The sequence below is a fragment of the Streptomyces sp. NBC_01498 genome (genome assembly GCF_036327775.1).
Classification (GTDB): domain Bacteria; phylum Actinomycetota; class Actinomycetes; order Streptomycetales; family Streptomycetaceae; genus Streptomyces.
Genome location: NZ_CP109598.1, coordinates 5,042,007 through 5,064,400, shown reverse-complemented (window position 1 = coordinate 5,064,400; position 22,394 = coordinate 5,042,007). Strand labels below are relative to the sequence as shown.

Sequence of the window (22,394 nt, the reverse complement as noted above, 5' to 3'; positions counted from 1 at the left end):
AGCCCGTACGCGGAGCGGGCACGGCCGGGCTTCCGCGCACCGGGAGGGGCCCGTACAGGTACGGCCCGCACATCGGCGAAGGCGCCAGGTCCGCCGGGGGCGGGCGGAGCCGGTACGTGGCACGAGGCGTCCCGGCCGACGTCCCTCCCGCGCACCGGAGCACCCCCTGCACGCCCGTACGGCCCGCGCATCGGCCGACTACACCGCCGGAGACGAGGCGGGCGCCCGCACGCGGAGCGGGCACGGCCGACCCCCCGGGTGGCTGGGAGGAGCCAGCTTGGCGTCCGCACCGCCGGGGGCAGAGCGGAAGCCCCTGCGCGTACGGCCCGGGACCTCCCCCTCAAGGGGAGGTCCGGGCCGGGCGGGTGGGGCGGGGGTCAGCGGGCGACCGGGGTTTCCGCTCCGTTCGGCTCCGTGGTCTCGGCGGCGGCCTCCGCGGCCTCCGGGTCGGCGGCCGGCTCGCGCTCCGGTTCCGTGCCCGGCTGTTCCTGGGCGCTCAGCCGCTGCGCGACGCCCGTGTTCCGGGCCTCGGCCTTGGCGGTCAGCGCGGTGACGGCGGCGTTGAACTGCTGGATCGAGGTCGGCTCGTCGGGTCCGAGCAGATAGGTCTTCAGCTCGCGCCTCGCCGGAGCCAGCCGGTCGGCCGCCGGATCGGCGACGGCCGTCAGCAACTCGTCCAGTTCCGCCGCGCTGTTGGAGAGGATCACCGCGGCCCGTACGGCCGTGTTCTGCCGCCTGAACTCCTCGGCGCCCAGCTGGGCGGAGTCGGTCACGGCGTACGGCTTGCCGCTCGCGATGAAGTCCGAGACCACGCTGGAGATGTCCGAAACCATTCCGTCGGACTGGTTGAAGCAGTCGTACAGCCGGGGCTGGGCGCCCGTGACGACGCGGTGCTCCCACCGGCCGAAGGTGCGCCAGTACGCGTCGTTCCACTCGGCGCGCAGCGTCTTCGCCCGCTCCAGCCGCTCGGGGTCGGCGAGCGAGACGCGTGACTCCTCGGACTCGTCGCCGCCGGAGCGGCCGGTGACGGTGAGCGTGGCGAGTGTCTGCTCGATACGGGTCAACTCGGCGCGGGCGGCGGTCTGTCCGGCCTCGGCGTCGGCGACCTCCCGGGCCCGGCCGGGCTCGGCGGCCCGCGCCGTGTTGGCCGCCTCGATCATCGCCGTGATGCGGTGGTGGACGGTCTTGGCCTTCTTGTTCCGGATGCCGGTGAAGGGGTGCGGCTTGTAGATGACCCGGACCGGCTTCTCGGCGTTCAGCAGCCGCTTGACGATGTTCTCCCCGGCCAGCAGGAGCGAGGTGTTGCCGGGGTTGTCGTCCCAGCCCTCCCAGGTGGGGGCGTACAGGATCGTCGGTACGGGGTGGGCCGGGACGCCCGTGCCGGTCCTGATCGGGGCGAGCTGCGGGCGGCCCACCTCGACGATGTCGTCGTCGCGCACGCCGACGTCGGCCAGCGCGTAGCGGTCGCGGCCGGCCCGCCCGGCCGTCCACACCTCGTCGTAGACCTTGCTGAACGGGTTGACACTGGCGATCTTGTCGCTGTCGCCGTGGCCGATGAAGACGTGCTTCATGGTGGGCACGCGCAGCAGGTGGATGTTCTTGCCGACGTTCGCCGCGTAGAGCGCGACCCGGACCGTCGACAGGTCCATGTTCATCAGGTGGGTGCCGCCGGGGACACAGATGACGGGCAGCCAGGTCGGGCCGAGCTGCGTCATGATCGCCTGCTCGCGCAGGACGACCAGCGGCCGGCCCTCGGACTGTTCCAGGGTCTCCAGCCACATGTTGACCTGGTAGGCGGACTCCTTGGAGCCGGAGAAGTACAGGACCACGGAGGGCTGGTACTCCCGCAGCCAGTTGTCGACGGCGCCGAGGACGGCCGGCGCGGGCGGGACGCGGCGGCTGCGGCGCAGGTACGGCACCAGCAACAGGATGTAGACCAGGCCGAGTACGAGGGTGAGGCCGAGGCCCGCGTAGCCGTACAGGTCGATGCCGCTCCGCGCCGCGACGAGCAGGCCGGCCAGCGCGAACACGTCGAGGTGCAGCATCTTCTCGGCGGAGCGGCTGACCAGGGAGTTGGGCGGGGCGTCCGGGATGCGTACGGCGTGCAGGTCCACGTTGCGGGTGACGACCGGCATGGCGCGGCGCAGCCGGATCAGGGTGGCCAGCGCGCCCTGGGGTGCCTGGAGGCCGTAGAAGAGCAGGAATCCGGCGACCGCCGCGTAGAACAGGGGTTCTTCGGCCAGTCCCATCCGGGCCAGGAGCAGCACGAGGAGCAACTGGCGTACCAGGAAGCGGATCGAGAGACCGGCCCGCACCTTGTTGAGCCGGTTGATCAGGTAGCTGTTCCGCTGGTGCAGGAACCGGTCCGCGCCGTAGGTCGCGGCGCAGGCGGCCGCGAAGAACCAGAGGTTCGGGATCAGCGCGGCGAGCATGACGCAGGGGTAGCCCAGGGCCATGAGGGCTGCCGCGGCGAGCTCGGCCCGGCTGCCCACGCGGGCCAGGCGGATGGCGGTCGAAATCACGAAGAACCTGCTCCAGGAGGGGGTGCCGGTTATTTCACGGTTGGCGGGAATTGTGAAGTCGGGGCTTCACGCACACGGGCCTCTGCAATTCGCCCGAAAGGCGACTGCAAAGGCCCGTAAATGCAAACTTGTGGAGAATTATTACACATCTTCCTGACGGTCAAGAACCGAGGCCAGCGCCTGCTCGAATCCCGACGCCTCCGAAGAGGCTTCCCGGGTCGGGTCCTGCTGCCGTACGTCGATCACATGACCGGTCAGTTCGGACAGGAGAACGTCGAGCGAGGTGCGCGCGACGGCCTCGGAGGAGAGCAGCGAGCCGGCCGGCTCGACGCCGAACGCCTTGGTGCGCATGGGGGTCGCGGTGCGTTCCGGATTGACGCAATTCACCCGGATGCCGTCGGCGGCCCATTCGTCCGAGAGAGCCTGGGTGAGATTCACCATGGCCGCCTTGGTGGACGAATAAAGGCTGTATTCGGCCCGCCCGCGCGTGTAGCTGCTGGAGGTGTAGAGGAGCAGTTGGCCCTTGGTCTCGGCCAGGTACTTGTACGAGGCACGGGCGATCTGGACGGGCGCCAGGTAATTGACGTTCAGCGCTTCCTGGATCGTCGTGTTGTCCGTCTCGGCGAGCTTTCCGATACGCAGGACGCCCGCCGTGTTGATGACGTAGTCGATCCGGCCGGTCGCGGAATACGCCTGGGACAGCGCGTCGTCCACGTGCTCCGGGTTCTCCACGTGGGTGCCGGTGGTGGAGCGGCCGAGGGCGTACACCTTGGCGCCGTACCGCTCGGCGAGGGCGGCGATGTCGGCGCCGATGCCGTACGAGCCGCCGAAGACGACCAGCGTCTTGCCGGAGAGCAGTTCGCGGTAGGCGGCCTCGTCCGCCTGCGCGGGGGCGGCGGTGGAGGCGAGCTGGAACAGCTTGTCGGCGATGAAGACGTCGACGGGCTGGGTGACCTTCATGTTGTACTCGTCGCCCGCGACGACGTGGATGGGCACGTCGGGCAGATAGCGCAGGACCACCGAACAGTCGTCGGTGGCCTGGAAGGTGGGGTCGCCCGCGGCGATCTCGTACGCCTTGCGGATGGTGGACAGCTTGAACGCCTGCGGCGTCTGGCCGCGCCGCAGCCGGGAGCGGTCGGGCACCTCGGTGATGAACTCGCCGTCGCTGCCGTGGGTGCGGGTCACGATGATGGTGTCGGCGGACGGGATGGCGACGTCGACGGCCTCGTAGCGGTCGAGGGCCTCCACACAGTCCTTGATGACGCGCTGTGACAGCAGCGGGCGTACGGCGTCGTGGAACAGGACGTTGCGGTCCTCGCCGTCCGCCAGGCCCTCGCCGAGGGCCGAAATGGCGCGCTCGGTGGTCTCGTTGCGGGTCTGGCCGCCCTCGATGACCTTCGTGACCTTGGTCAGACCGGCCTTGGTGACGATCTTCTCCACATCGGCCACGAAGCCCGGCGCCATCAGCACGATCACGTCGTCGATCGAGTCGGACTGCTCGAAGATCGACAGCGTGTGCTCGATGACAGCCTTCCCCGCGATCTTCAGCAGCTGCTTGGGGATCGACAGGCCCACGCGCTGACCGGTACCACCGGCGAGCACGACGGCCGTGGTGCGGAGGGGGGCTGCATGCGGCACAGACACAGAACGACCTACCTTGAGACGAGTGGGGACGCCGTGATGGTCGCACTCTCCGTGACCGTCTCGCAAGGCGGACGCCGGATACCCCTCACCCACAGGAAACCATCTGTTCACCCTCTGGCCAGCCAGATTAGGTTGAGTTCCGGCCAAGTGCGGCGTGACCGATGCCACATCGGCACACCGGCCCGGCCGGTACCTCCACGGGACCTCTACCTCGCGCCCGCCGTTTCACGACCGCGAAATAAGCGTCATGTAAGGGAAATCCCCTGCTGGCGAAGGGTTCCCGTTGTTTCCGCGCTATTTCGCCGGCGCGTCCGCCACATTGACGACAAGGTCGTTGGCGCCCATGTACATGATGCGTACGCGCACCCACTGGGCCGGCCGGCTCCTCAGTTTACGGGCCACTCTGCGCAACGGTCCCCACGGCCTGCTCTTGCGCACCTCGGTGACGGGGTATTCGTAGATCGGCCGCTTCTCGACGACGTCGTCGAGCACCCGCGCGACCTTCACCGGGGCGGCGTCGGGGGCGTACTTGAGCAGCAGGTCCCACGACTCCGACCCGGCGATCTGACGGCCCGCGGGCCCCGAGGCGGGGAACGTGAAGCGGAAGCCGCGCTCCCCCTGCCTGCTGCCCGCGTACGTCAACTCCTCGGCGGGTTTGCCCCGTCGGCGTACCACCAGCGAGGGGCGCCGGTCCATCGTGCCCGCGCCGAACAGCTCGCCCGCGACCGTGATGCGCTTGCCCTCGACGTGGATGTCCCCGGCCTCGGCGTGCACCGGCCGGACCCAGGCGCGGAAGGCCAGGTGCTTGCGGGGGCGGGACGCGTACGGCACGAGATGGTGGACCGGGTCGCCCTGGCGTGCGCGGGCGCACGCGCCCATCGCGCCGCGCTGGTCGACGGAGCGGGCGGTGATCCGTACCCGCCGCCCTGTTTCGGGGAGTTCGGCGAAGCACTCCCACACTCCCTCGCTGAACGCCGCGTCCGCCGGGATCGTGACCGTGCCGGCGGCGGAGAGCGGGAAGGCGCGCTCCTCCGTGCGGGCGTCCGCGCGTACGCAGATCAGCCTCATGCCCTCGTGGGCGGCGGCGGCGCCGGGGGCGACGAGCGCGAAGGTGAGGGCGCCGCCGGGCTCCACCGCGCAGTCGGCGACCGGGACGAAGTCGCCCAGGGCGGCGCGCTGGGCGGAGACCGTACGCAGTTCGCCGAACAGCTCCTCGTACTTCTTGGCGACCTGGCCGGGGTCGAAGCGGGACGCGTTGCGTACGGCCGCCTCGCTCATCCGGCGGCGCAGCGGCTCGTCGTCGATGAGGGTGAGCAGCGCGTCGGCGACCGCGCCGGCGTCGGACACCGGCACCAACAGGCCGTCCGCGCCCGGCCGGATGATCTCGCGGGGGCCGTAGTCGCAGTCGCTGCTGACGACGGGCAGCCCACAGCGCATCGCCTCCACGAGGGTCATGCCGAAGGACTCGTGACGTGAGGTGGACGCGGCGATGGCGCCCTTGGCCCACTCGGGCTCGATGGGCGAGACGGAGCCCATGAGGCGCACGCTGTTGTAGAGGCCGAGGGTGTCGATCTTCTTGCGGAGGTTCTCCTTCTCCGGGCCGCCGCCGTAGATCCGCAGGTCCCACTCCGGGCGTACGGCGACGACCTTGGCGAAGGCGTCGATCAGCACGCCGTACTGCTTCTCGGCGGAGAGCCGTCCTGCCGCGACGATCGTGGTGCCGGAGCCGGTGGACGGCTCGATCGGCGGCTCGGGAACGCTGTTGGGGATGGCGAGCACCCGGGTCGCGGGCAGCGGCATCTGCTCGCGGTACACGGCGGCGTCGCCCTCGGAGACGGTGACGTAGGCGTCGAGGGCGTCGATGTGCTGGTACATCTCGTTGCGCAGCGCGGGCTTGTGGTGGTTGTACGTCATGTGTTCCTGGCCGATGAGCACGGCGCTCACCGGGGCGAACTGGGCGACGTACGCGGAGAGTCCGGGTCTGGTCCCGATGACGACGTCGGCGTCCGAGCGGGCGTAGTGCTCCCTGACGCGTTCGTCGGTCAGCTTGCTGTACTCGCGGTAGCGCGCCTCGTGGCGCGGGAAGTGCTCGGCGGGCCTGAGATGGAGCGGGTGTTCCTTCTCGTACTCCGGGGACTCCTTCCAGGTGTGGATGAGCGGGACGAGGGTGAGCCGCGGGTCGACGTCGAAGAGCGGGACGGGCCGGTGCCGGAAGACCGACACGATCTCGACCTCGTGCTGGTCGGCGAACTCCTCGGCGAGGTTGAGCGTGGTGCGGATGGTGCCGCCGATGCCGTAGATGGTGTGGATGAGGAAAGAGATCTTCATCAACGCTCCGTTCGGTGATCGGAATCCCGGGTGGTCGGTCCCGGGGTTCCCTGTGGTTCCGGACGGGTTCACGCGGCCCTGGCCCCCGTCCGCGAGAGTCCCGCCCGGCCTCCCGGCGGACAGCGGCACTTCGCGGAACCGGCACCTGCCGCCCCCTCAGGCAAGACGGGTCAACGCGGTCAACGGTTGTGCGCACGCGTGAGGAGAAACCGCATGCCTATTATTCCGCCCATATCGCTCAATACCCGCAGCTGTCTTTCGGCCAACGGGCGCGTCGCGGGACGTGTGTACGACGAAGGCCGCGGCCCGCTCCGAAGGGAGCGGACCGCGGCCTGTGCCGTCGGAGCCGTCGCGTGGGGTGAGAGGGTCGTCACCGCTCGAAATCGGCGGGTACGGACTCGAACCCGGCCCGGACCGGACTCGAACGCGTGTCAGGACCGGGCCGGGCGCGACTTTCGCAACACGCCTTAGAAAGGCTTGAACTCGTCGTACTCCTTGTCCGCGTCGTCCCGCTCCGCGTCCCGGTCCCTGCGCCGTACGGCCGCCGGACGGGGTGCGTCCAGCCGGTGGTCCTCACCGCGCCGCCCGAGCATCTCGGCGCCGGCCATCACGGTCGGCTCCCAGTCGAAGACGACCGCGTCGTCCTCGGGGCCGATCGCGACACCGTCGCCGGACCGGGCGCCCGCCTTCATCAGTTCGGCCTCGACGCCGAGCCGGCTGAGCCGGTCCGCGAGATAACCGACGGCCTCGTCGTTGTTGAAGTCGGTCTGCCTGACCCAGCGTTCGGGCTTGTCGCCGCGGACGCGGTACAGGCCGTCCTCCTCCAGCGTGACGGTGAAGCCGGTGTCGTCCACGGCCTTGGGCCGGATGACGATCCGGGTGGCCTCCTCCACGGGCTTGGCGGCCCGCTGGGCGGCGATGATCTCGGCGAGCGCGAAGGAGAGTTCCCGCAGCCCGGTACGGGCCACGGCGGACACCTCGTACACCCGCAGGCCGCGCGCCTCCAGCTCGGGCCGGATCATCTCGGCGAGGTCCTGGCCGTCCGGGATGTCGATCTTGTTGAGGACCGCGATACGCGGGCGGTTCTCCAGACCCCCGTACTGCTTCAGCTCCTCCTCGATCATGTCGAGGTCGGAGACGGGATCGCGCTCGGACTCCAGCGTCGCGGTGTCCAGGATGTGCACGAGGACCGAGCAGCGTTCGACATGGCGCAGGAACTCCAGGCCGAGGCCGCGGCCCTGGCTGGCGCCGGGGATCAGACCGGGGACGTCCGCGATGGTGTAGACGGTCGAACCGGCCGTGACGACACCGAGGTTGGGGACGAGCGTGGTGAACGGGTAGTCGGCGATCTTGGGCTTGGCCGCGGAGAGCACGGAGATCAGCGACGACTTGCCGGCGCTCGGGTAGCCGACGAGCGCGACGTCCGCGACGGTCTTCAGCTCCAGGACGACGTCGCCGGAGCGGCCGGGCTCGCCGAGGAGCGCGAAGCCGGGGGCCTTGCGGCGGGCGGAGGAGAGCGCGGCGTTGCCGAGTCCGCCGCGACCGCCCTCGGCGGCCACGTAGACGGTGCCCTGGCCGACCAGGTCGGCGAGGACGTTGCCCTGCTTGTCGAGGACGACGGTGCCGTCGGGGACCGGCAGGACGAGGTCCTGGCCGTCCTTGCCGGAACGGTTGCCGCCCTCGCCGGGCCTGCCGTTGGTGGCCTTGCGGTGCGGCGAGTGGTGGTAGTCGAGCAGCGTCGTCACCGACTGGTCGACGACCAGGATGACGTCCCCGCCCCGGCCGCCGTTGCCGCCGTCGGGGCCGCCGAGCGGCTTGAACTTCTCACGGTGTACGGAGGCGCAGCCGTGGCCTCCGCTACCCGCGGCGACATGCAATTCGACGCGGTCCACGAAGGTGGTCATGGTGGTGCCTCCAGTACATACGGAAAGTCTTGCCTTCACCGGACCGTCGGGTCCAGTGGGTTCCACGCGTTCAACACGCGAAGGGCGGACCCGCTTCCCGTACGGGAAGTGAGGTCCGCCCTCGCGAGAAACCGATCGAAGATCGCTCTACGGGTACCGAATTACTCGGCGACCGGAACGATGTTCACGACGTTGCGGCCACGGCTCTTGCCGAACTCGACCGCGCCGGGGGTGAGCGCGAACAGCGTGTCGTCGCCACCACGGCCCACACCCGAACCGGGGTGGAAGTGGGTGCCACGCTGGCGGACGAGGATCTCACCGGCGAGCACGACCTGACCGCCGAAGCGCTTCACGCCGAGCCGCTGAGCGTTCGAGTCGCGCCCGTTACGGGTGGACGATGCGCCCTTCTTGTGTGCCATGTCTCCTCAGTCCCTTACTTCTTCGCCGCGGCGGGAATCGCGGTGACCTTGATCGCCGTGTACTGCTGGCGGTGGCCCTGGCGACGGCGGTAACCGGTCTTGTTCTTGTAGCGAAGAATGTCGATCTTCGCACCCTTGTGGTGGTCCACGACCTCGGCGGTGACCTTGATGCCGTCCAGCACCCACGGGTCGCTGGTCACGGCCTCGCCGTCGACCACGAGCAGGGTCGAGAGCTCGACCGTGTCGCCAACCTTGGCCGTGGGAATCTTGTCAACCTCAACGATGTCGTCGACAGCAACCTTGTGCTGGCGACCACCGCTGCGCACGATGGCGTACACGCGGAACTCACTCTCGCTCGGAACGGGACTCCTGATGCCAGCCGCTCACGGGGCCCGGGGACCCCGCCGCATCCGGATCGGACGAGCGGCCTCCGCCGGCGGCGTCGATGACAGCCACCGGTAGGTGAGGTGCTCAGGAGCAGGCGCGCACAGAAACACGCCGAAGGTAGAGACTACGGGTCGGCCGCGCGGGGGGTCAAACCAGGTGGGGAGCCGGGCGCGAGCCGTCCCGGGGAGTGGGCGGCCACGGGTCGGCCCGCAGGACGGCGCGCTTGACGCGCCCGGTGGTGCCGTCCGCCCCCGGGACCGGTGGGGCCTTTGGCGAATCACCGGCGGGGCGGGCCCGCAGGAGCCACGGATGTGGCGGGATCTAGGGTGTCGCCATGGCCTCATCCCTCTCCCGGACGCTTCCCGAAACCTCCGCCGACACGCGTGCCGGGGACGCCGCCGGGGTGCGGGATCCGTTCTTCGACAACGCGAAGTATCTGGCCATCGTGCTGGTCGCGGTCGGGCACGCGTGGGAGCCGCTGCCGGGCAGCGGGCGGGTGGTGGAGGCGCTGTACAGCTTTGTGTACGCCTTCCACATGCCCGTCTTCATCGTGATCGCGGGCTACTTCTCACGCGGTTTCGACATGAGCCCGAAACGGGTGTGGCGGCTGTTCACCGGGATTCTCGTGCCGTACGCGATCTTCGAGGTGGCGTACACCCTCTTCCACCGCGCCGTGGAGGACCCCGGCTTCCCGCTGACCCCGGCGGACCCGTACTGGATGCTCTGGTTCCTGCCCGCTCTCTTCCTGTGGCGGATCACCACGCCGTTCTGGCAGCTGGTCCGGTGGCCGGTGCCCCTGGCGCTCGCCGTCGCCGCGTTCGCGTCGATGTCGACCGGGATCGGGGACGATCTCCAGTTGATGCGGGTCCTTCAGTTCCTGCCGTTCTTCGTGCTGGGCCTGTGTCTGCGCCCCGAGCACTTCGCCGCTCTGCGCCGCACCCGGGTGCGGGTCGCGGCGGTGCCCGTCTGCCTGGTCGCGCTGCTGGGCGCCTACTGGTCGGTCCCGCGCATGTCCACGTCCTGGTTCTTCAGGAGCTACGGGGCCCGGGAGCTGGGTGAGCCGGTCTGGGCGGGTGCGGCGATGACACTGCTGCTGTTCGCCGTCGCGCTGGTGCTGGGCGCGTGCTTCCTGGCGTGGGTGCCGCGCCGTCGCCTGTGGATGACCGTGCTGGGCGCCGGGACGCTCTACGGATATCTGCTGCACGGCTTCCTCGTCCGGGGCGCGCGCTACCTCGGCGGCTACGACCACCCGTTCCTGGAGACCCCGGCCGGCCGGATCGCGGTGACCCTGACCGCCGCGCTGCTCGTGACGGCGCTGTGCACACCGCCGGTGCGGAGGGTGTTCCGGTACGTGGTGGAGCCGCGGATGAGCTGGGCGCTGCGGCGGGACGGTGCCGGGACGCGGGCGTAGCCTCCCGCGGCCCGCGACGTATGCTCAGCCGTCGGAAACGCACTCGGACATCCGGAAGGCAGCAGCGTGAACTACAGGGTCCAGCCCACCGCCCAGGTCGACGAGACCGCCGCGGTCGGTGACGGCAGCAGTGTCTGGGAGCTCGCGCAGATCCGGGAGAACGCGCGTCTCGGCGAGAACTGCGTGGTCGGGCGGGGTGCCTATGTCGGGACCGGGGTCCGGATCGGCGACAACGTCAAGATCCAGAACTACGCGCTGGTGTACGAGCCCGCCGAGCTGGCCGACGGGGTCTTCATCGGGCCCGCCGTCGTCCTCACCAACGACCTGAACCCCCGCTCCGTGGACCCGGACGGCACCCTGAAGCGCGGCTCCGACTGGGAGGCCGTCGGCGTGAAGATCGCGGAGGGCGCCTCGCTGGGCGCCCGGTCGGTCTGCGTCGCGCCCGTACGGATCGGCCGCTGGGCGATGATCGCCGCCGGGGCCGTCGTCACGAAGGACGTGCCGGACTTCGGGCTGGTCGTGGGCGTGCCCGCCCGCCGGATCGGCTGGGTCGGGCGGGCCGGTGTGAAGCTCGTGGAGCGGGACGCGGAGCCCGGGGTGTGGGAGTGCCCGAGGACCGGCGCGCTGCACGACGAGAAGGACGGCGTCCTCACCGAGCGCCGCTGACACCGTCGCCGGACGGCGAAGAGGCCCGAACCACCGTGGTTCGGGCCTCTTGCGGTCTGCCGGGAGCCGTCAGCCGCCGATGACGACACGGCGCACACCGCGCCAGGCGTCCGGGTCGGTGGTGCGGCGGCCGTCGACCAGGACCGTGACGTCCGGCAGGTCGGCCGGCTTCAGGTCGCGGTACTCGGCGTGGTCGGCCTGGAGCACGGCGGCGGTGACCTTCTCGCCCTGGTGCGGCGGCAGGCCGTGCGCGGTCAGTTCCTCGGCCGTGTACATCGGGTCGGAGACGTACGGCACGGCGCCGCGTGCGCGCAGGGCCTCGACGGTCGGGTAGACGCCGGAGAACGCGGTCTCCTTGACGCCGCCGCGGTAGGCGGCGCCCAGGACGAGCACGTTCACGCCGGCCAGGTCGCCGTACGCCGCCGCCAGCAGGTCCACCGCGTACTCGGGCATGGCCGCGTTGGCCTCGCGCGCCGAGCGCACGACCGTCGCCGCCGGGTCGTTCCACAGGTACATGCGCGGGTAGATCGGGATGCAGTGGCCGCCGACGGCGATGCCGGGCTGGTGGATGTGGCTGTAGGGCTGGCTGTTGCAGGCTTCGATGACCTTCTTGACGTCGATGCCGTTCTGGTCGGCGAAGCGCGCGAACTGGTTGGCCAGACCGATGTTGACGTCGCGGTACGTGGTCTCGGCGAGCTTCGCCAGCTCGGACGCCTCGGCGGTGCCGAGGTCCCAGACGCCGTTCGCGCGCGGCAGGTCCTCGCGTACGTCGAAGTCCAGCACGGACTCGTAGAACTCGACGCCGTGCCTGGCGGACGCCTCGTCGATGCCGCCGACGAGCTTGGGGTAGCGGCGCAGATCCGCGAACACCCGCCCGGTCAGGACGCGTTCGGGCGAGAAGACCAGGTGGAAGTCCTCGCCGGGGGTGAGCCCGGAGCCCTCCTGGAGCATGGGCGCCCAGCGGGTACGGGTGGTGCCGACGGGCAGGGTGGTCTCGTAGCTGACGAGGGTGCCGGGCTTGAGGCCCTTGGCGATCGCCTTGGTGGCGTTGTCCATCCAGCCGAAGTCGGGCACGCCCTCGGCGTCGACGAAGAGCGGGACGACGACCACGACGGCGTCGGACTGCGCGACGGCGGCGGCGGTGTCGGTGGTGGCCGTCAGCAGCCCGGCGCCGACCGTCTGCTTGAGCTTGACATCCAGGTCGTGCTCGCCGGGGAACGGCTCCGTACCGGCGTTGACCAGGTCGACGACCTTCTCGTTGACGTCGGCGCCGAAGACGCGGTGGCCCTTGGCGGCGAACTGCACGGCGAGCGGCAGACCGATCTTGCCGAGCGCGACTACACAGATGTTCATCGGGCTACTTTCCTCTTGTTCCGGGGCAGCAGGCTTCGCACCCGCGCGCGGAAGGACGGTGTCGGCTCCCACAGCGGAGCGGTGGTGATCACCAGTCGTCCCTTGGGATTCACATTGGCCGAGGCGCGGTAGGGGACGCGGTCGCCCCAGCGGCGGGCGAGCGGCATCGGCAGGCCACGGGTACGGACGGGGATCTCGTACGTCGAGCCGGCCACGTCCACGTAGACGCGGACGCCCGCCTTGACCTTGGCCGGCGGGAGCGGGACCCGCGCGGTCAGGACGGTGCCGCCCCCACCACCGGGTTCCGGGATCCGGGTGAACTCGCCCACGGCGTCGGGGAGTTCGTGCCCGGCGGGCAGCCGGCGGGCCGCCGCCTTGTCGGCGCTCGCGGGCATCGCGGTGCGGGCCAGCCGGATCACGGCGGAGTCGGTGTGTCCGGTGATCCCGATCCGTACGGCGAACACGGCGAACAGCGTGTCGCCGGTCCGCTCCCATTCGGCGGAGAGCAGCCGCGTCCCGTCGGCCAGCCGGCCGGGGACCGCCTCTCCCACCAACTCGTAACCACGGTCCGGCAGTTGCAGGGCCGGGTCGCGCAGGCCGGGGTAGACGGCGAACGCCCGCCCGGCGTCGAGCAGGAACGGCGGCGCACCGTGTCCGGCCTCGTCGGCGATGGCCCTGCCGAGTTCGGCCACGGCACCGCGCTGGGCCAGCAGGATCCGGACCCGGCGCTTGACGTCGAGCGAGTCGCGCAGGCCGTCCGTCAGGTAGTCGTCGGCGAGTTCCGCTATTCCCGCGCACAGTTCACGCTGCGTGGCGGCATCGAGCGGCAGGAAGTCGTCCTGGATCAGCTTGGCCAGCTCCCAGGTGAAGTGCCGCTTCAACACGGCGTCACGCCGGGGACCCGCCTCGATCAGCTCCGCCGCGTGCCGCATGATGCGGGTGGTGCAGTGCAGCCGGGACAGATGGTTCGCGCGGTAGGTGATGTTGCTCGCGTCGCCGCGCTTCACCGCGTAGTAGTACGTGTAGTCGCCGAGGACGGAGATCCGCTCCGCGCGGACGCACGCCTCGATGGTGAACGGCTGGTCGCTGCCGACCGGCAGGTCCTCGGGGAAACGCAGCTTGTGCTTCTCGACCAGTTCGCGCCGGAAGAGCTTGGTGTTGGCCAGGGCGAACGGCAGGTCGGAGTCGTACAGACTGATGTCCGGGTCGCTCTTCTTGTAGAGCGTCTGCCGGACGTAACGGCCGTTGGTGCCGACCATCCTGCCGACCACCACGTCCGACCCGTGCTCGTCGGCGCAGGCGACCATGCGCTCCAGGGCCTCCTCGCCGAGGTGGTCGTCGGAGCCGACGAAGTACACGAAACGGCCGGTGGCGATCTCCAGGGCGCGATTGCTGGGGGCCGCCGGGCCACCGCTGTTGGTCTGGTGGATCACCTTGACGGTGCCGGGGTACCGCTCGGCGAAGCGGTCGAGTTCCGCGCCGCTGTCGTCGGTCGACCCGTCGTTCACCGCCACGATCTCCAGGCGCCCGAGACCGATGCTCTGTCCGACGAGCGAGTTCAGACACTCGGTCAGATACGGCATCGTGTTGTACACGGCCACCACGACCGTGACGTCCGGCGCGGCGCTCATGCCGCCACCCGGGTCGCCCTGGCTTCGGCCGTGCCCCGGGCGCGGCCCAGGAGCCGGGAGTAGACGCCGTCGAGGATCTCGGCCTGCGCCTCCCAGGTCCATTCGGCGAGCAGCCCCTGGTCGTCGTACACCGCGCGGTACCGCTTGGGGTCGGCGAGGACCGCCTCGACCGCGCGGACGTAGTCCGAGACGTCCTCCGCGGTGAAGACCTCGCCCTGCCCCGTCTTCGCGACCATCTCCCCCATCGTCTTCACGTCGCTCACCACGAACGGCAGCCGGGCGTGGGAGTACTCGAAGAACTTGGTGATCAGTGCGATCTCGTGGTTGGGCCAGTGGTGGATCGGGATGACCCCGATGTCCGCCGCGGCGAGGAACGGCACGACCTGGTAGTGCGGCACGTACGGGAGGATGTGGACCCGTTCCGCGACGCCCAGTTCGGCCGCCCTCAGCAGCAGCGAGTTCATGTACTCCGAGGTGGGCCGCAGCACCACGAACGCCACATGGACGCCGGGCAGTCGCGGAAGGGACTCGACCATGATGTCGAGGCCGCGCTGCGGGGCCGCCGCGCCGCTGTAGACCGTCAGCGGGACGTCGGGTCCTATCCCGCACAGGGCGCGCAGGTCCGGCACCGGCTCGGCGGCCTGTTCCGGGGAGATCTCCGCGTCCGGGGCGTTGAGCACGACCTCGGGGGCGGCGGGCAGGCCGTGGCGTTCGACGAGCATCTCGCCGAGCGTCCCGGAGACGGTGGTGACGGCGTCCGCGTGTGCCGCGTACTCGCTCTCGTGCGCGATCTGGGCGATGTGCCAGCGCGGGTGCGGGTTCCACGGCTTGATGCCGGGCAGGAACTCGTGCGCGTCCCAGACCAGCTTGATCTCCCGGCCCCGGCCCTTGGCGCGCAGCTTCGCCCGCGCGCCCACACCGATCATGCGGAAGTCGTTCGCGTGGATCAGATCCGGGTCGAGGGCGTCGATGACCTTGCCGTAGGCGAGTTCGATGTCCCACAGGAAGGGGTCGAGCCGCCGCCAGGCGCGCACGCCCATCGTGCGCTGCCAGAAGGAGGTCGAGAAGCGGTCCAGCGGAGACGTCATGTCCTTGCGGCGGCGCTCCAGGGAGCGTGCCTGCCGGGCGCGCAGCCCGACCCACTTGCTCATCAGGTTGGAGGCGAGGCGCTGCGGGATCAGGGCCAGCCGCCGGACGGCCGAACCGGCCAGCCGGGCCTCGATGAGCCGGAGGTTCAGCTCGGCGCGCCACGCCTTCATCTTCTGCCTGCGGTACGCGGCGAGCGGCCCCGGCCGGTAGGCGAGGGGGGCGCGCAGGATCGCGCGGCGGTACTCGTACCGGCGCCGGTGCATGGGGTTGGCCACCGGCAGCAGCCTGACCTCGGCGTCCCCGAGGCGCCATGTCTGCTCGCTCTTCGTGGGCGACTTGCCGAGCAGGATCACGTCCCAGCCGGCCGCCGCCGCCGAACGTGCTTCCTTCTGGACTCTGGAGTCACCGTTCACGCCGTTGTCCACGAGCATCACGATCCGCCCGCGTGAGCTCGCGTTCCGCTGGGCCACCAGATTGTCAGCCGACATGGCTTGCGGGGTCTCCTGTCTCAAGTACCACGGTCGTGCCGTTCGCGGCCGACTCGAGGACGGACGCCGCCACCTCGACCGTGCGCAGTCCCTGCCGCAGGGTGCAGATGTCGTGCGACTTGCCGAGCACCGCGTCCCGGAACAGCTCGTGCTCCACCAGCAGCGGCTCGCGCTTGGGGATGGCGTAGCGGATCATGTCGCCCTCGGCGACGCCGCGGAAGGCGCGCAGCGCCTCCCACTCGGTCGTCACGGCGGCGTTGGAGTAGAAGGTCAGGTCGGCGGTGAGCGTGTCGGCGATGAAGCAGCCGCGCTCGCCGGTGACCGAGGTGAAACGTTCCTTGAGCGGGCTCAGCCAGTTGACGAGGTGGTTGACCATCGTCCCGTCGGAGAGCCGGCCCACGGCGGAGACCATGTCCTCGTGCGGACGGCCGCTCTTGGACACCGTGTGGGCGGAGATCGACGTGTACGTCTGGCCGGTCACCCAGCCGGTCAGGTCGATGTCGTGGGTGGCGAGGTCCTTGACCACGCCGACGTCGGCGATGCGGTGCGGGAACGGTCCCTGACGGCGTGTCACCACCTGGTACACGTCGCCGAGTTCACCGGCCTCCAGCCGGGCACGCAGGCTGCGCAGCGCCGGGTTGCAGCGCTCGATGTGCCCGACGCCGGCGACCAGGTCGCGCGACTCGAACGCCTCGACCAGTCGGCGCGCGCCGTCCACGGTGTCGGCCAGCGGCTTCTCGATGAGCGCGCAGACCCCGGCCTCGGCGAGCTGGAGGCCGACCTCCTCGTGCAGGGCGGTCGGGCAGGCGATCACGGCGTAGTCGACACCGAGCGCGAGGAGTTCCTCGACGGTGGACAGGACGGGCGCGCCCTGGGCCAGCCCGTTCTTGTCGCCCAGCGGGTCGACGACGCCGACGAGCGTCACACCGTCGAGGCCCGCGAGTACGCGTGCGTGGTGGCGCCCCATCGAGCCCAGACCGATCAGTCCGGCGCGCAGTATCCCGGTGGTCACAGCTTCTCTCCCAGCGTGTTCACGGCGGTGACGATCCGCTCCAGGTCGCCCTCGGACAGCGAGGGGTGCACCGGGAGGGAGACGACCTCGGCGGCGGCCCGCTCGGTCTCCGGCAGGTCCCAGTCGCGTCCGGCCTTCTGGTCCGGCTCCCAGAACGGCCGCAGCCGGTGGATGGGGGTCGGGTAGTACACGGCGTTGCCGACGCCCGCCTCGGTGAGCGCGGCCATGGCGGCGTCGCGGTCACCGGTGATCCGGACGGTGTACTGGTGGTAGACGTGGTGTGCGCCCTCGGCGACCGGCGGGGTCACCACGCCCGGCGCGGTGATGTTGGCGCTCAGGTACGCGGCGTTCTCGCGGCGCCGTTCGGTCCAGCCGGGGAGCTTGCCGAGCTGTACCCGGCCGATGGCGGCGGCCACGTCGGTGAGGCGCATGTTGGCGCCGACGATCTCGTTGGCGTACCGCTGCTCCATGCCCTGGTTGCGCAGCAGACGCAGGGTGCGGGCGACCTCGGCGTCACCGGTGGAGATCATGCCGCCCTCGAGGGAGTGCATGTTCTTCGTCGGGTAGAAGCTGAAGGTGCCGCCGGAGCCGAAGGCGCCGACCGGGGTGCCGTGCAGCGAGGCGGCGTGCGCCTGGCAGGCGTCCTCGACGACGGCGAGCTTGTGCTTGTCGGCGAGGGGCATCAGCCGGTCCATCGAGGCCGGGTTGCCGTACAGGTGGACCGGCATGATCGCGGCGGTGCGCGGGGTGATCGCGGCCTCGACGGCGGCCGGGTCGAGGCCGAAGTTGCCGGGCTCGATGTCGGCGAAGACGACGTCGGCGCCGACGAGGCGGACCGCGTTGGCGGAGGCGGCGAACGAGAACGAGGGCACGATCACCTCGTCGCCCGGACCGATACCGAGGGCGAGCAGCAGCAGGTGGAGTGCCGATGTGCCGGAGTTCACAGCCACGCAGTGGCGGCCGGCGACCAGTTCGGAGAAGCCTTCCTCGAACGCGGCCACCTCGGGCCCCTGGACGACCCGTCCGGTGCGCAGCACACGGACCGCGGCCTCGATCTCTTCTTCCCCGATGACCGGGCGGGCTGCGGGGATGGGCTGCACTTCACTGCTCGACATGGACGTCGTCCTCCTTGAAACACCGCGAAAGCTCTCTGGGGCAGAGGTCTGGGGTGCAGCGGGCGTCTCACGAGGCCGCGAGTACCCGTGCGGCGCGACGGCCGACGCCCTGCCAGGAATGTGGGACCGCTGTCCCGGTCCCTGTACGGGCCGGTCGCCGACCGCGAATTCCGGGCGGAGACTGTCGACGGTGAGGGACCGCCGGTCACATTATCAGGGATTTCCGACCGAATTTCGGCCGCGTTAACCGCCAAGTGCATCAATCCCGAAACAAAACGGCCCGTGTCCGCCACTGGAATGCCAGAGGCGGACACGGGCCGTTCAGACGACCGTCATCACTTGTTCAGTTCGGCGACTCACCCATCCGAGGACACCGACACGGCCGGAGCCGTCTGCTGCTCGGCCGCCGAGGTCTTCTTGGCCGCCGACTTGGTGGTCGTCTTCTTCGCGGTGGTCTTCTTGGCGGTGGTCTTCTTCGCGGCGGTCTTCTTCGCCGCCGCCTTCTTGGCCGGGGCCTTCTTGGCGGCCTTACGGGTCGCCTTCTTGGCCGGAGCGGCGGATTCCGCACCGTCGTCACCGGTGCGCCCACCGGCGAACTCGTCGGTGTGTCCCGTGGATTCCGGGGCCGCCGATTCGTCCGTCCGGGCGGTTTCCGCTGCCGAGTCCACCACCAGGACGGCCGCCTCCTCGGCGCCCGCCGGCGAACCGGCCGGGGCCGACGCCTTACGGGTCGCCCGGCGGCGCGCACGCGGCGGCGCGGCCTCGGGCGTGTCGGTGACGGGAGCCTCGGCGGCGGACCCACCGGTCACCGGCTCGGGCTGGACGTCCGCCGGTTCGGCCGCGGGCGGCGCCGCCGGCTCCACGACGACCTCGGCCGGCTCCTCGGACCCGGCCGCCTTCGGCGAACCGGCCGGAGCCGACGCCTTACGGGTGGCCCGGCGCCGCGTACGACCCTGCGGAGCGACTTCCTCCACCACGGCCTCGGGCTCGGCCACCGGCACGGACGACGCGACCGGCGCCGGCACCTCCGCCGGCTCGTCGGCCCCGCCCCGCCGCTCGGGCTCCGCCGCCTTCGGCGAACCGGCCGGGGCCGACGCCTTGCGCGAGGCCCGGCGGCGCGAACGCCCGCCACGGGCGGCCGACTCGGCCTCCGCGACGCTGCTGTACAGCTCCTCGTCGGGCACGAACTCGGGCGCGGCCAGCGCGACCGGCGCGGCGACCTCCGCCGCCACCTCGGCCTCGGACTCGCTCTCGGAGTCCGTACCCTCGGCGCTCTCGTGCTCGTGCTCGTGGTCGTGATCCGCCCCGGACCCGCCGCGCCGCTTCTTCCCGCGCTTGCCGCCACCGCCGCCACCGGTACCGGTCGGCTGCTCCATGTGGACGATCACGCCACGCCCGTTGCAGTGGACACAGGTCTCGGAGAACGACTCCAGCAGCCCCTGGCCGACCCGCTTACGGGTCATCTGGACCAGGCCCAGCGAGGTGACCTCGGCCACCTGGTGCTTCGTACGGTCCCGGCCGAGGCACTCCAGCAGCCGCCGCAGCACCAGGTCCCGGTTGGATTCGAGAACCATGTCGATGAAGTCGATGACGACGATGCCGCCGAGGTCGCGCAGCCGCAGCTGGCGCACGATCTCCTCGGCCGCCTCCAGGTTGTTCCGGGTGACGGTCTCTTCCAGGTTGCCGCCCTGGCCGGTGAACTTCCCGGTGTTGACGTCGACCACGATCATGGCCTCGGTCTTGTCGATCACCAGCGAGCCGCCGCTCGGCAGCCAGACCTTGCGGTCCAGCGCCTTCATCAGCTGCTCGTCGATGCGGTACGAGGCGAAGACGTCGACCTCGCTCGTCCAGCGGTTGAGCCGGTCGGACAGGTCGGGCGCCACGTGCTCCACGTACCCGTGGATGGTGCGCCACGCCTCGTCACCGCTGACGATGACCTTGGTGAAGTCCTCGTTGAAGATGTCGCGCACGACCCGGACGGTCATGTCCGGCTCACCGTAGAGCAGCGTCGGGGCGTTGCCGTTCTTCGTCTTCTTGCGGATGTCGTCCCACTGCGACTGGAGGCGCTCGACGTCACGGCGCAGCTCGTCCTCGCTCGCGCCCTCGGCGGCCGTACGGACGATGACGCCCGCGTCCTCGGGGACGATCTTCTTCAGGATGGTCTTCAGCCGCGCCCGCTCGGTGTCCGGGAGCTTGCGGCTGATGCCGGTCATGGAGCCCTCGGGGACGTACACGAGGTACCGGCCGGGCAGCGAGACCTGGCTGGTGAGACGCGCGCCCTTGTGGCCGATCGGGTCCTTCGTCACCTGGACGAGGACCGACTGGCCGGACTTGAGCGCGGTCTCGATGCGGCGCGGGCCGCCGGACATGCCCAGCGCCTCGAAGTTGACCTCACCGGCGTACAGGACGGCGTTGCGTCCCTTGCCGATGTCGACGAACGCGGCCTCCATGGACGGCAGGACGTTCTGGACCTTGCCCAGGTAGACGTTGCCGACGTAGCTGGTGGCCTGCTCCTTGTTGACGTAGTGCTCGACCAGCACGTTGTCCTCGAGGACGCCGATCTGGGTGCGCTCGCCGTTCTGCCGGACGACCATCACCCGTTCGACGGCCTCGCGGCGCGCCAGGAACTCCGCCTCGGTGATGATCGGCACCCGGCGGCGGCCCTGCTCGCGGCCCTCGCGGCGGCGCTGCTTCTTCGCCTCCAGCCGGGTCGAGCCCTTGATGGACTGGACCTCGTCCACGCCGGTGCCGGGCTCGGTGTCCTTCGTACGGCGTTCCCGGGGCTCCCGGACCTTGACGACCGTACGCTCCGGGTCGTCCACGCCGTTGTTCTCGTTGTCGGAGCCGCCGTCACCGCTGCGGCGGCGCCTGCGGCGCCGACGGCGGCTGCTGCTGCTTCCGCCGCCGCCCGACTGGGTCGCGGAGTCGTCGTCGTCCTGGTCGTCGCCGTCGGCGGCGTCCGGGTCGGCGCCGGCCTCGTCCTCGTTCTCGGCCTCGTCGTGGTGCTCGTCCGACTGCTCGTCGTTCTCGGCGGACTCACCGCGGCGGCGGCGACGGCCGCCCCTGCGGCGGCGGCGCGACGGGCGGTCGAACTCGTCGGTGTCCTCGGACTCCGCCGGCTCGTCGGCCTCGGCGGACTCCTCGGCGGCGGAGTCGTCGGTGTCCCGCTCGGCGGCGGGCGGCGCGGGCGCGGCCTCGGGCGCCTCGGCGGCCTCGCCGCGACGACGGCGCCGGCGGCGGCCCGTCGGCTCGGGGGCGGGCGCGACGGCCGCCGGCTCGTCCTCGACGTCCTCGATGTCGAGTTCGTCGTCGTCCCCGTAACCGGCGGCGGCCATCGCGGCGGCCGTCTCGGGGGTCTGGAACATCGGCTCGGCGAAGACCGGCGCCTGGAAGACGGCGACGGCGGGCCGGGCGGCGCGGCGGCGCGAACGCTCCGGCGCCTCGGCCTCCGGCTCACGCGCGGCGGACGGCTTGGACGTGTCGCGCTGCTCGGCCTTGCGCGCCCTCGGCTCGGCGGCGGGCTCGGACTTCGGCTGCTCGGCCACGGCGGCCTCGGGCGCGGTGGCCCGGCGCCGGGAACGGCCCCGGGTGGCGGCCTTCTCGGCCGCCTCGACCTGGGCCTCGTCGGCGGTGATCTGGGTGACGACGTCCGCGGGGAGCGTCTCGCCCGGTACGGTCGCGTCGCTCTCCCCGTCCTCGACGGGCGCGGGGGCGGCGACCTTACGGGTGGCCCGGCGGCGGGCACGCGGCGGCGCGGCCTCCTCGGCCACCGGCTCGGCGGCGGCCTCGGCCACGGGCTCGGCGACCGTCTCCGCGACGGGCTCCGGCACGCTCTCGGCGGGGGCGGCGACCTTACGGGTCGCCCGGCGGCGCGCACGCGGCGGCGCGGCCTCCTCGGCGGCGGCCTCGGCCACCGGTTCGGCGACCGTCTCCACGGCGGCGGCCTCCACCACCGGCTCGACCACCGGCTCGGCGACGGCCTCGGCCGGGGCGGCGACCTTACGGGTCGCCCGGCGGCGCGCACGCGGCGGCGCCGCGTCCTCGGCCGGCGGTTCGGCGAGTGTCTCGGGAGCCGCGACCTCGGCGGTGGGCTCGGCCACGATCTCCGCGGGAGCGGTGGCCTTACGGGTGGCCCGGCGGCGGGCACGCGGCGGCGCGGCCTCCTCGGCACCCGCCGGGGCGTCCTCCGGCGCGCTCGCCGTGATCGTCGTCCCCTCGGTGCTCTCGGCCGCCGCGGAGGGCGGTCCGGCCGGGCGCGACGCGGCGCGGCGCCTGCGGCGCGGCGGCAGCGTGTCGCTGGGGCTGTTCAGTTCTTCGTCGGTGTCCCGGTTCGTACCGGGCTCGTTCTGGGACATGCGGGCGGTTCTCCCGTCACGCTCCCGGGCGCCGCGCCTTGATCCGGTCCGGCCGCGGCCCGCGCTGAGG

The 22,394-nt window shown here is 71.2% G+C and carries 14 protein-coding genes; 2 read left to right on the top strand and 12 right to left on the bottom strand.

The genetic code is table 11. From position 1 onward, the window contains the following. Positions 1-377 precede the first annotated feature (377 nt). The 6 genes from OG875_RS21640 to rplU form a co-directional block, all read right to left on the bottom strand. Positions 378-2,522: a hypothetical protein gene (locus OG875_RS21640; protein WP_330175877.1), complete on the bottom strand. Its 2,145-nt coding sequence runs from the start codon at positions 2,520-2,522 to the stop codon at positions 378-380. Positions 2,523-2,663: 141 nt separating this feature from the next. Continuing rightward, positions 2,664-4,166 carry a bifunctional cytidylyltransferase/SDR family oxidoreductase gene (locus OG875_RS21635; protein WP_330175876.1) on the bottom strand — a complete coding sequence of 501 codons (1,503 nt, stop codon included), beginning with the start codon at positions 4,164-4,166 and terminating at the stop codon, positions 2,664-2,666. 294 nt (positions 4,167-4,460) lie between these two features. Next, the gene (locus OG875_RS21630) at positions 4,461-6,494 is read right to left on the bottom strand and encodes a glycosyltransferase family 4 protein (RefSeq protein WP_330175875.1); all 2,034 of its coding nucleotides are present in this window, start codon (positions 6,492-6,494) and stop codon (positions 4,461-4,463) included. Positions 6,495-6,961: 467 nt separating this feature from the next. Then, positions 6,962-8,398: a GTPase ObgE gene (gene obgE, locus OG875_RS21625; RefSeq protein ID WP_330175874.1), complete on the bottom strand. Its 1,437-nt coding sequence runs from the start codon at positions 8,396-8,398 to the stop codon at positions 6,962-6,964. A 161-nt stretch (positions 8,399-8,559) separates the two neighbouring features. After that, the gene (gene rpmA / locus OG875_RS21620; RefSeq protein ID WP_330175873.1) at positions 8,560-8,817 is read right to left on the bottom strand and encodes a 50S ribosomal protein L27; all 258 of its coding nucleotides are present in this window, start codon (positions 8,815-8,817) and stop codon (positions 8,560-8,562) included. A 14-nt stretch (positions 8,818-8,831) separates the two neighbouring features. Continuing rightward, positions 8,832-9,155 (bottom strand): 50S ribosomal protein L21, encoded by a 324-nt coding sequence (rplU, locus tag OG875_RS21615; RefSeq protein WP_330175872.1) that lies wholly within the window; start codon positions 9,153-9,155, stop codon positions 8,832-8,834. 383 nt (positions 9,156-9,538) lie between these two features. Here rplU and OG875_RS21610 point away from each other — a divergent pair, with 383 nt between their 5' ends. Then, positions 9,539-10,615 (top strand): acyltransferase family protein, encoded by a 1,077-nt coding sequence (locus OG875_RS21610; protein ID WP_330175871.1) that lies wholly within the window; start codon positions 9,539-9,541, stop codon positions 10,613-10,615. A gap of 66 nt (positions 10,616-10,681) precedes the next feature. Next, on the top strand, positions 10,682-11,281 hold the full coding sequence (locus OG875_RS21605) for an acyltransferase (RefSeq protein ID WP_330175870.1): 600 nt from the start codon (positions 10,682-10,684) through the stop codon (positions 11,279-11,281). Between the two features lie 69 nt (positions 11,282-11,350). On the opposite strand, the gene OG875_RS21600 is transcribed toward OG875_RS21605, so the two are convergent. From OG875_RS21600 to OG875_RS21575, 6 genes are all read right to left on the bottom strand, one after another. After that, a complete protein-coding gene (locus OG875_RS21600; RefSeq protein ID WP_330175869.1) occupies positions 11,351-12,634 on the bottom strand; it encodes a nucleotide sugar dehydrogenase in 1,284 nt (427 codons plus the stop codon). Beyond that, positions 12,631-14,265 (bottom strand): glycosyltransferase family 2 protein, encoded by a 1,635-nt coding sequence (locus tag OG875_RS21595; protein WP_330175868.1) that lies wholly within the window; start codon positions 14,263-14,265, stop codon positions 12,631-12,633. The genes OG875_RS21600 and OG875_RS21595 overlap by 4 nt, the downstream gene beginning before the upstream one ends. Further along, entirely contained in the window at positions 14,262-15,842 is a 1,581-nt protein-coding gene (locus tag OG875_RS21590) for a glycosyltransferase family 4 protein (RefSeq protein ID WP_330175867.1), read from the bottom strand. Before OG875_RS21590 ends, OG875_RS21595 begins: the two co-directional genes overlap by 4 nt. Beyond that, positions 15,832-16,854, bottom strand: a complete 1,023-nt coding sequence (locus OG875_RS21585; protein WP_330175866.1) for a Gfo/Idh/MocA family protein — start codon at positions 16,852-16,854, stop codon at positions 15,832-15,834. The genes OG875_RS21590 and OG875_RS21585 overlap by 11 nt, the downstream gene beginning before the upstream one ends. After that, the gene (locus tag OG875_RS21580) at positions 16,851-17,969 is read right to left on the bottom strand and encodes a DegT/DnrJ/EryC1/StrS family aminotransferase (RefSeq protein WP_330175865.1); all 1,119 of its coding nucleotides are present in this window, start codon (positions 17,967-17,969) and stop codon (positions 16,851-16,853) included. The genes OG875_RS21585 and OG875_RS21580 overlap by 4 nt, the downstream gene beginning before the upstream one ends. A 356-nt stretch (positions 17,970-18,325) precedes the next feature. Next, entirely contained in the window at positions 18,326-22,324 is a 3,999-nt protein-coding gene (locus OG875_RS21575) for an Rne/Rng family ribonuclease (protein ID WP_330175864.1), read from the bottom strand. Between the last annotated feature and the right edge of the window lie 70 nt (positions 22,325-22,394).

Excerpts from the sequence above, each read along its gene's own strand:
- OG875_RS21580 (WP_330175865.1), bottom strand. The coding sequence starts at position 17,969 with ATGTCGAGCAGTGAAGTGCAGCCCATCCCCGCAGCCCGCCCGGTCATC.
- OG875_RS21610 (WP_330175871.1), top strand. The coding sequence starts at position 9,539 with ATGGCCTCATCCCTCTCCCGGACGCTTCCCGAAACCTCCGCCGACACG.
- obgE (WP_330175874.1), bottom strand. The coding sequence starts at position 8,398 with ATGACCACCTTCGTGGACCGCGTCGAATTGCATGTCGCCGCGGGTAGC.
- OG875_RS21575 (WP_330175864.1), bottom strand. The coding sequence starts at position 22,324 with ATGTCCCAGAACGAGCCCGGTACGAACCGGGACACCGACGAAGAACTG.
- OG875_RS21590 (WP_330175867.1), bottom strand. The coding sequence starts at position 15,842 with ATGTCGGCTGACAATCTGGTGGCCCAGCGGAACGCGAGCTCACGCGGG.
- OG875_RS21595 (WP_330175868.1), bottom strand. The coding sequence starts at position 14,265 with ATGAGCGCCGCGCCGGACGTCACGGTCGTGGTGGCCGTGTACAACACG.
- OG875_RS21630 (WP_330175875.1), bottom strand. The coding sequence starts at position 6,494 with ATGAAGATCTCTTTCCTCATCCACACCATCTACGGCATCGGCGGCACC.
- rpmA (WP_330175873.1), bottom strand. The coding sequence starts at position 8,817 with ATGGCACACAAGAAGGGCGCATCGTCCACCCGTAACGGGCGCGACTCG.
- OG875_RS21600 (WP_330175869.1), bottom strand. The coding sequence starts at position 12,634 with ATGAACATCTGTGTAGTCGCGCTCGGCAAGATCGGTCTGCCGCTCGCC.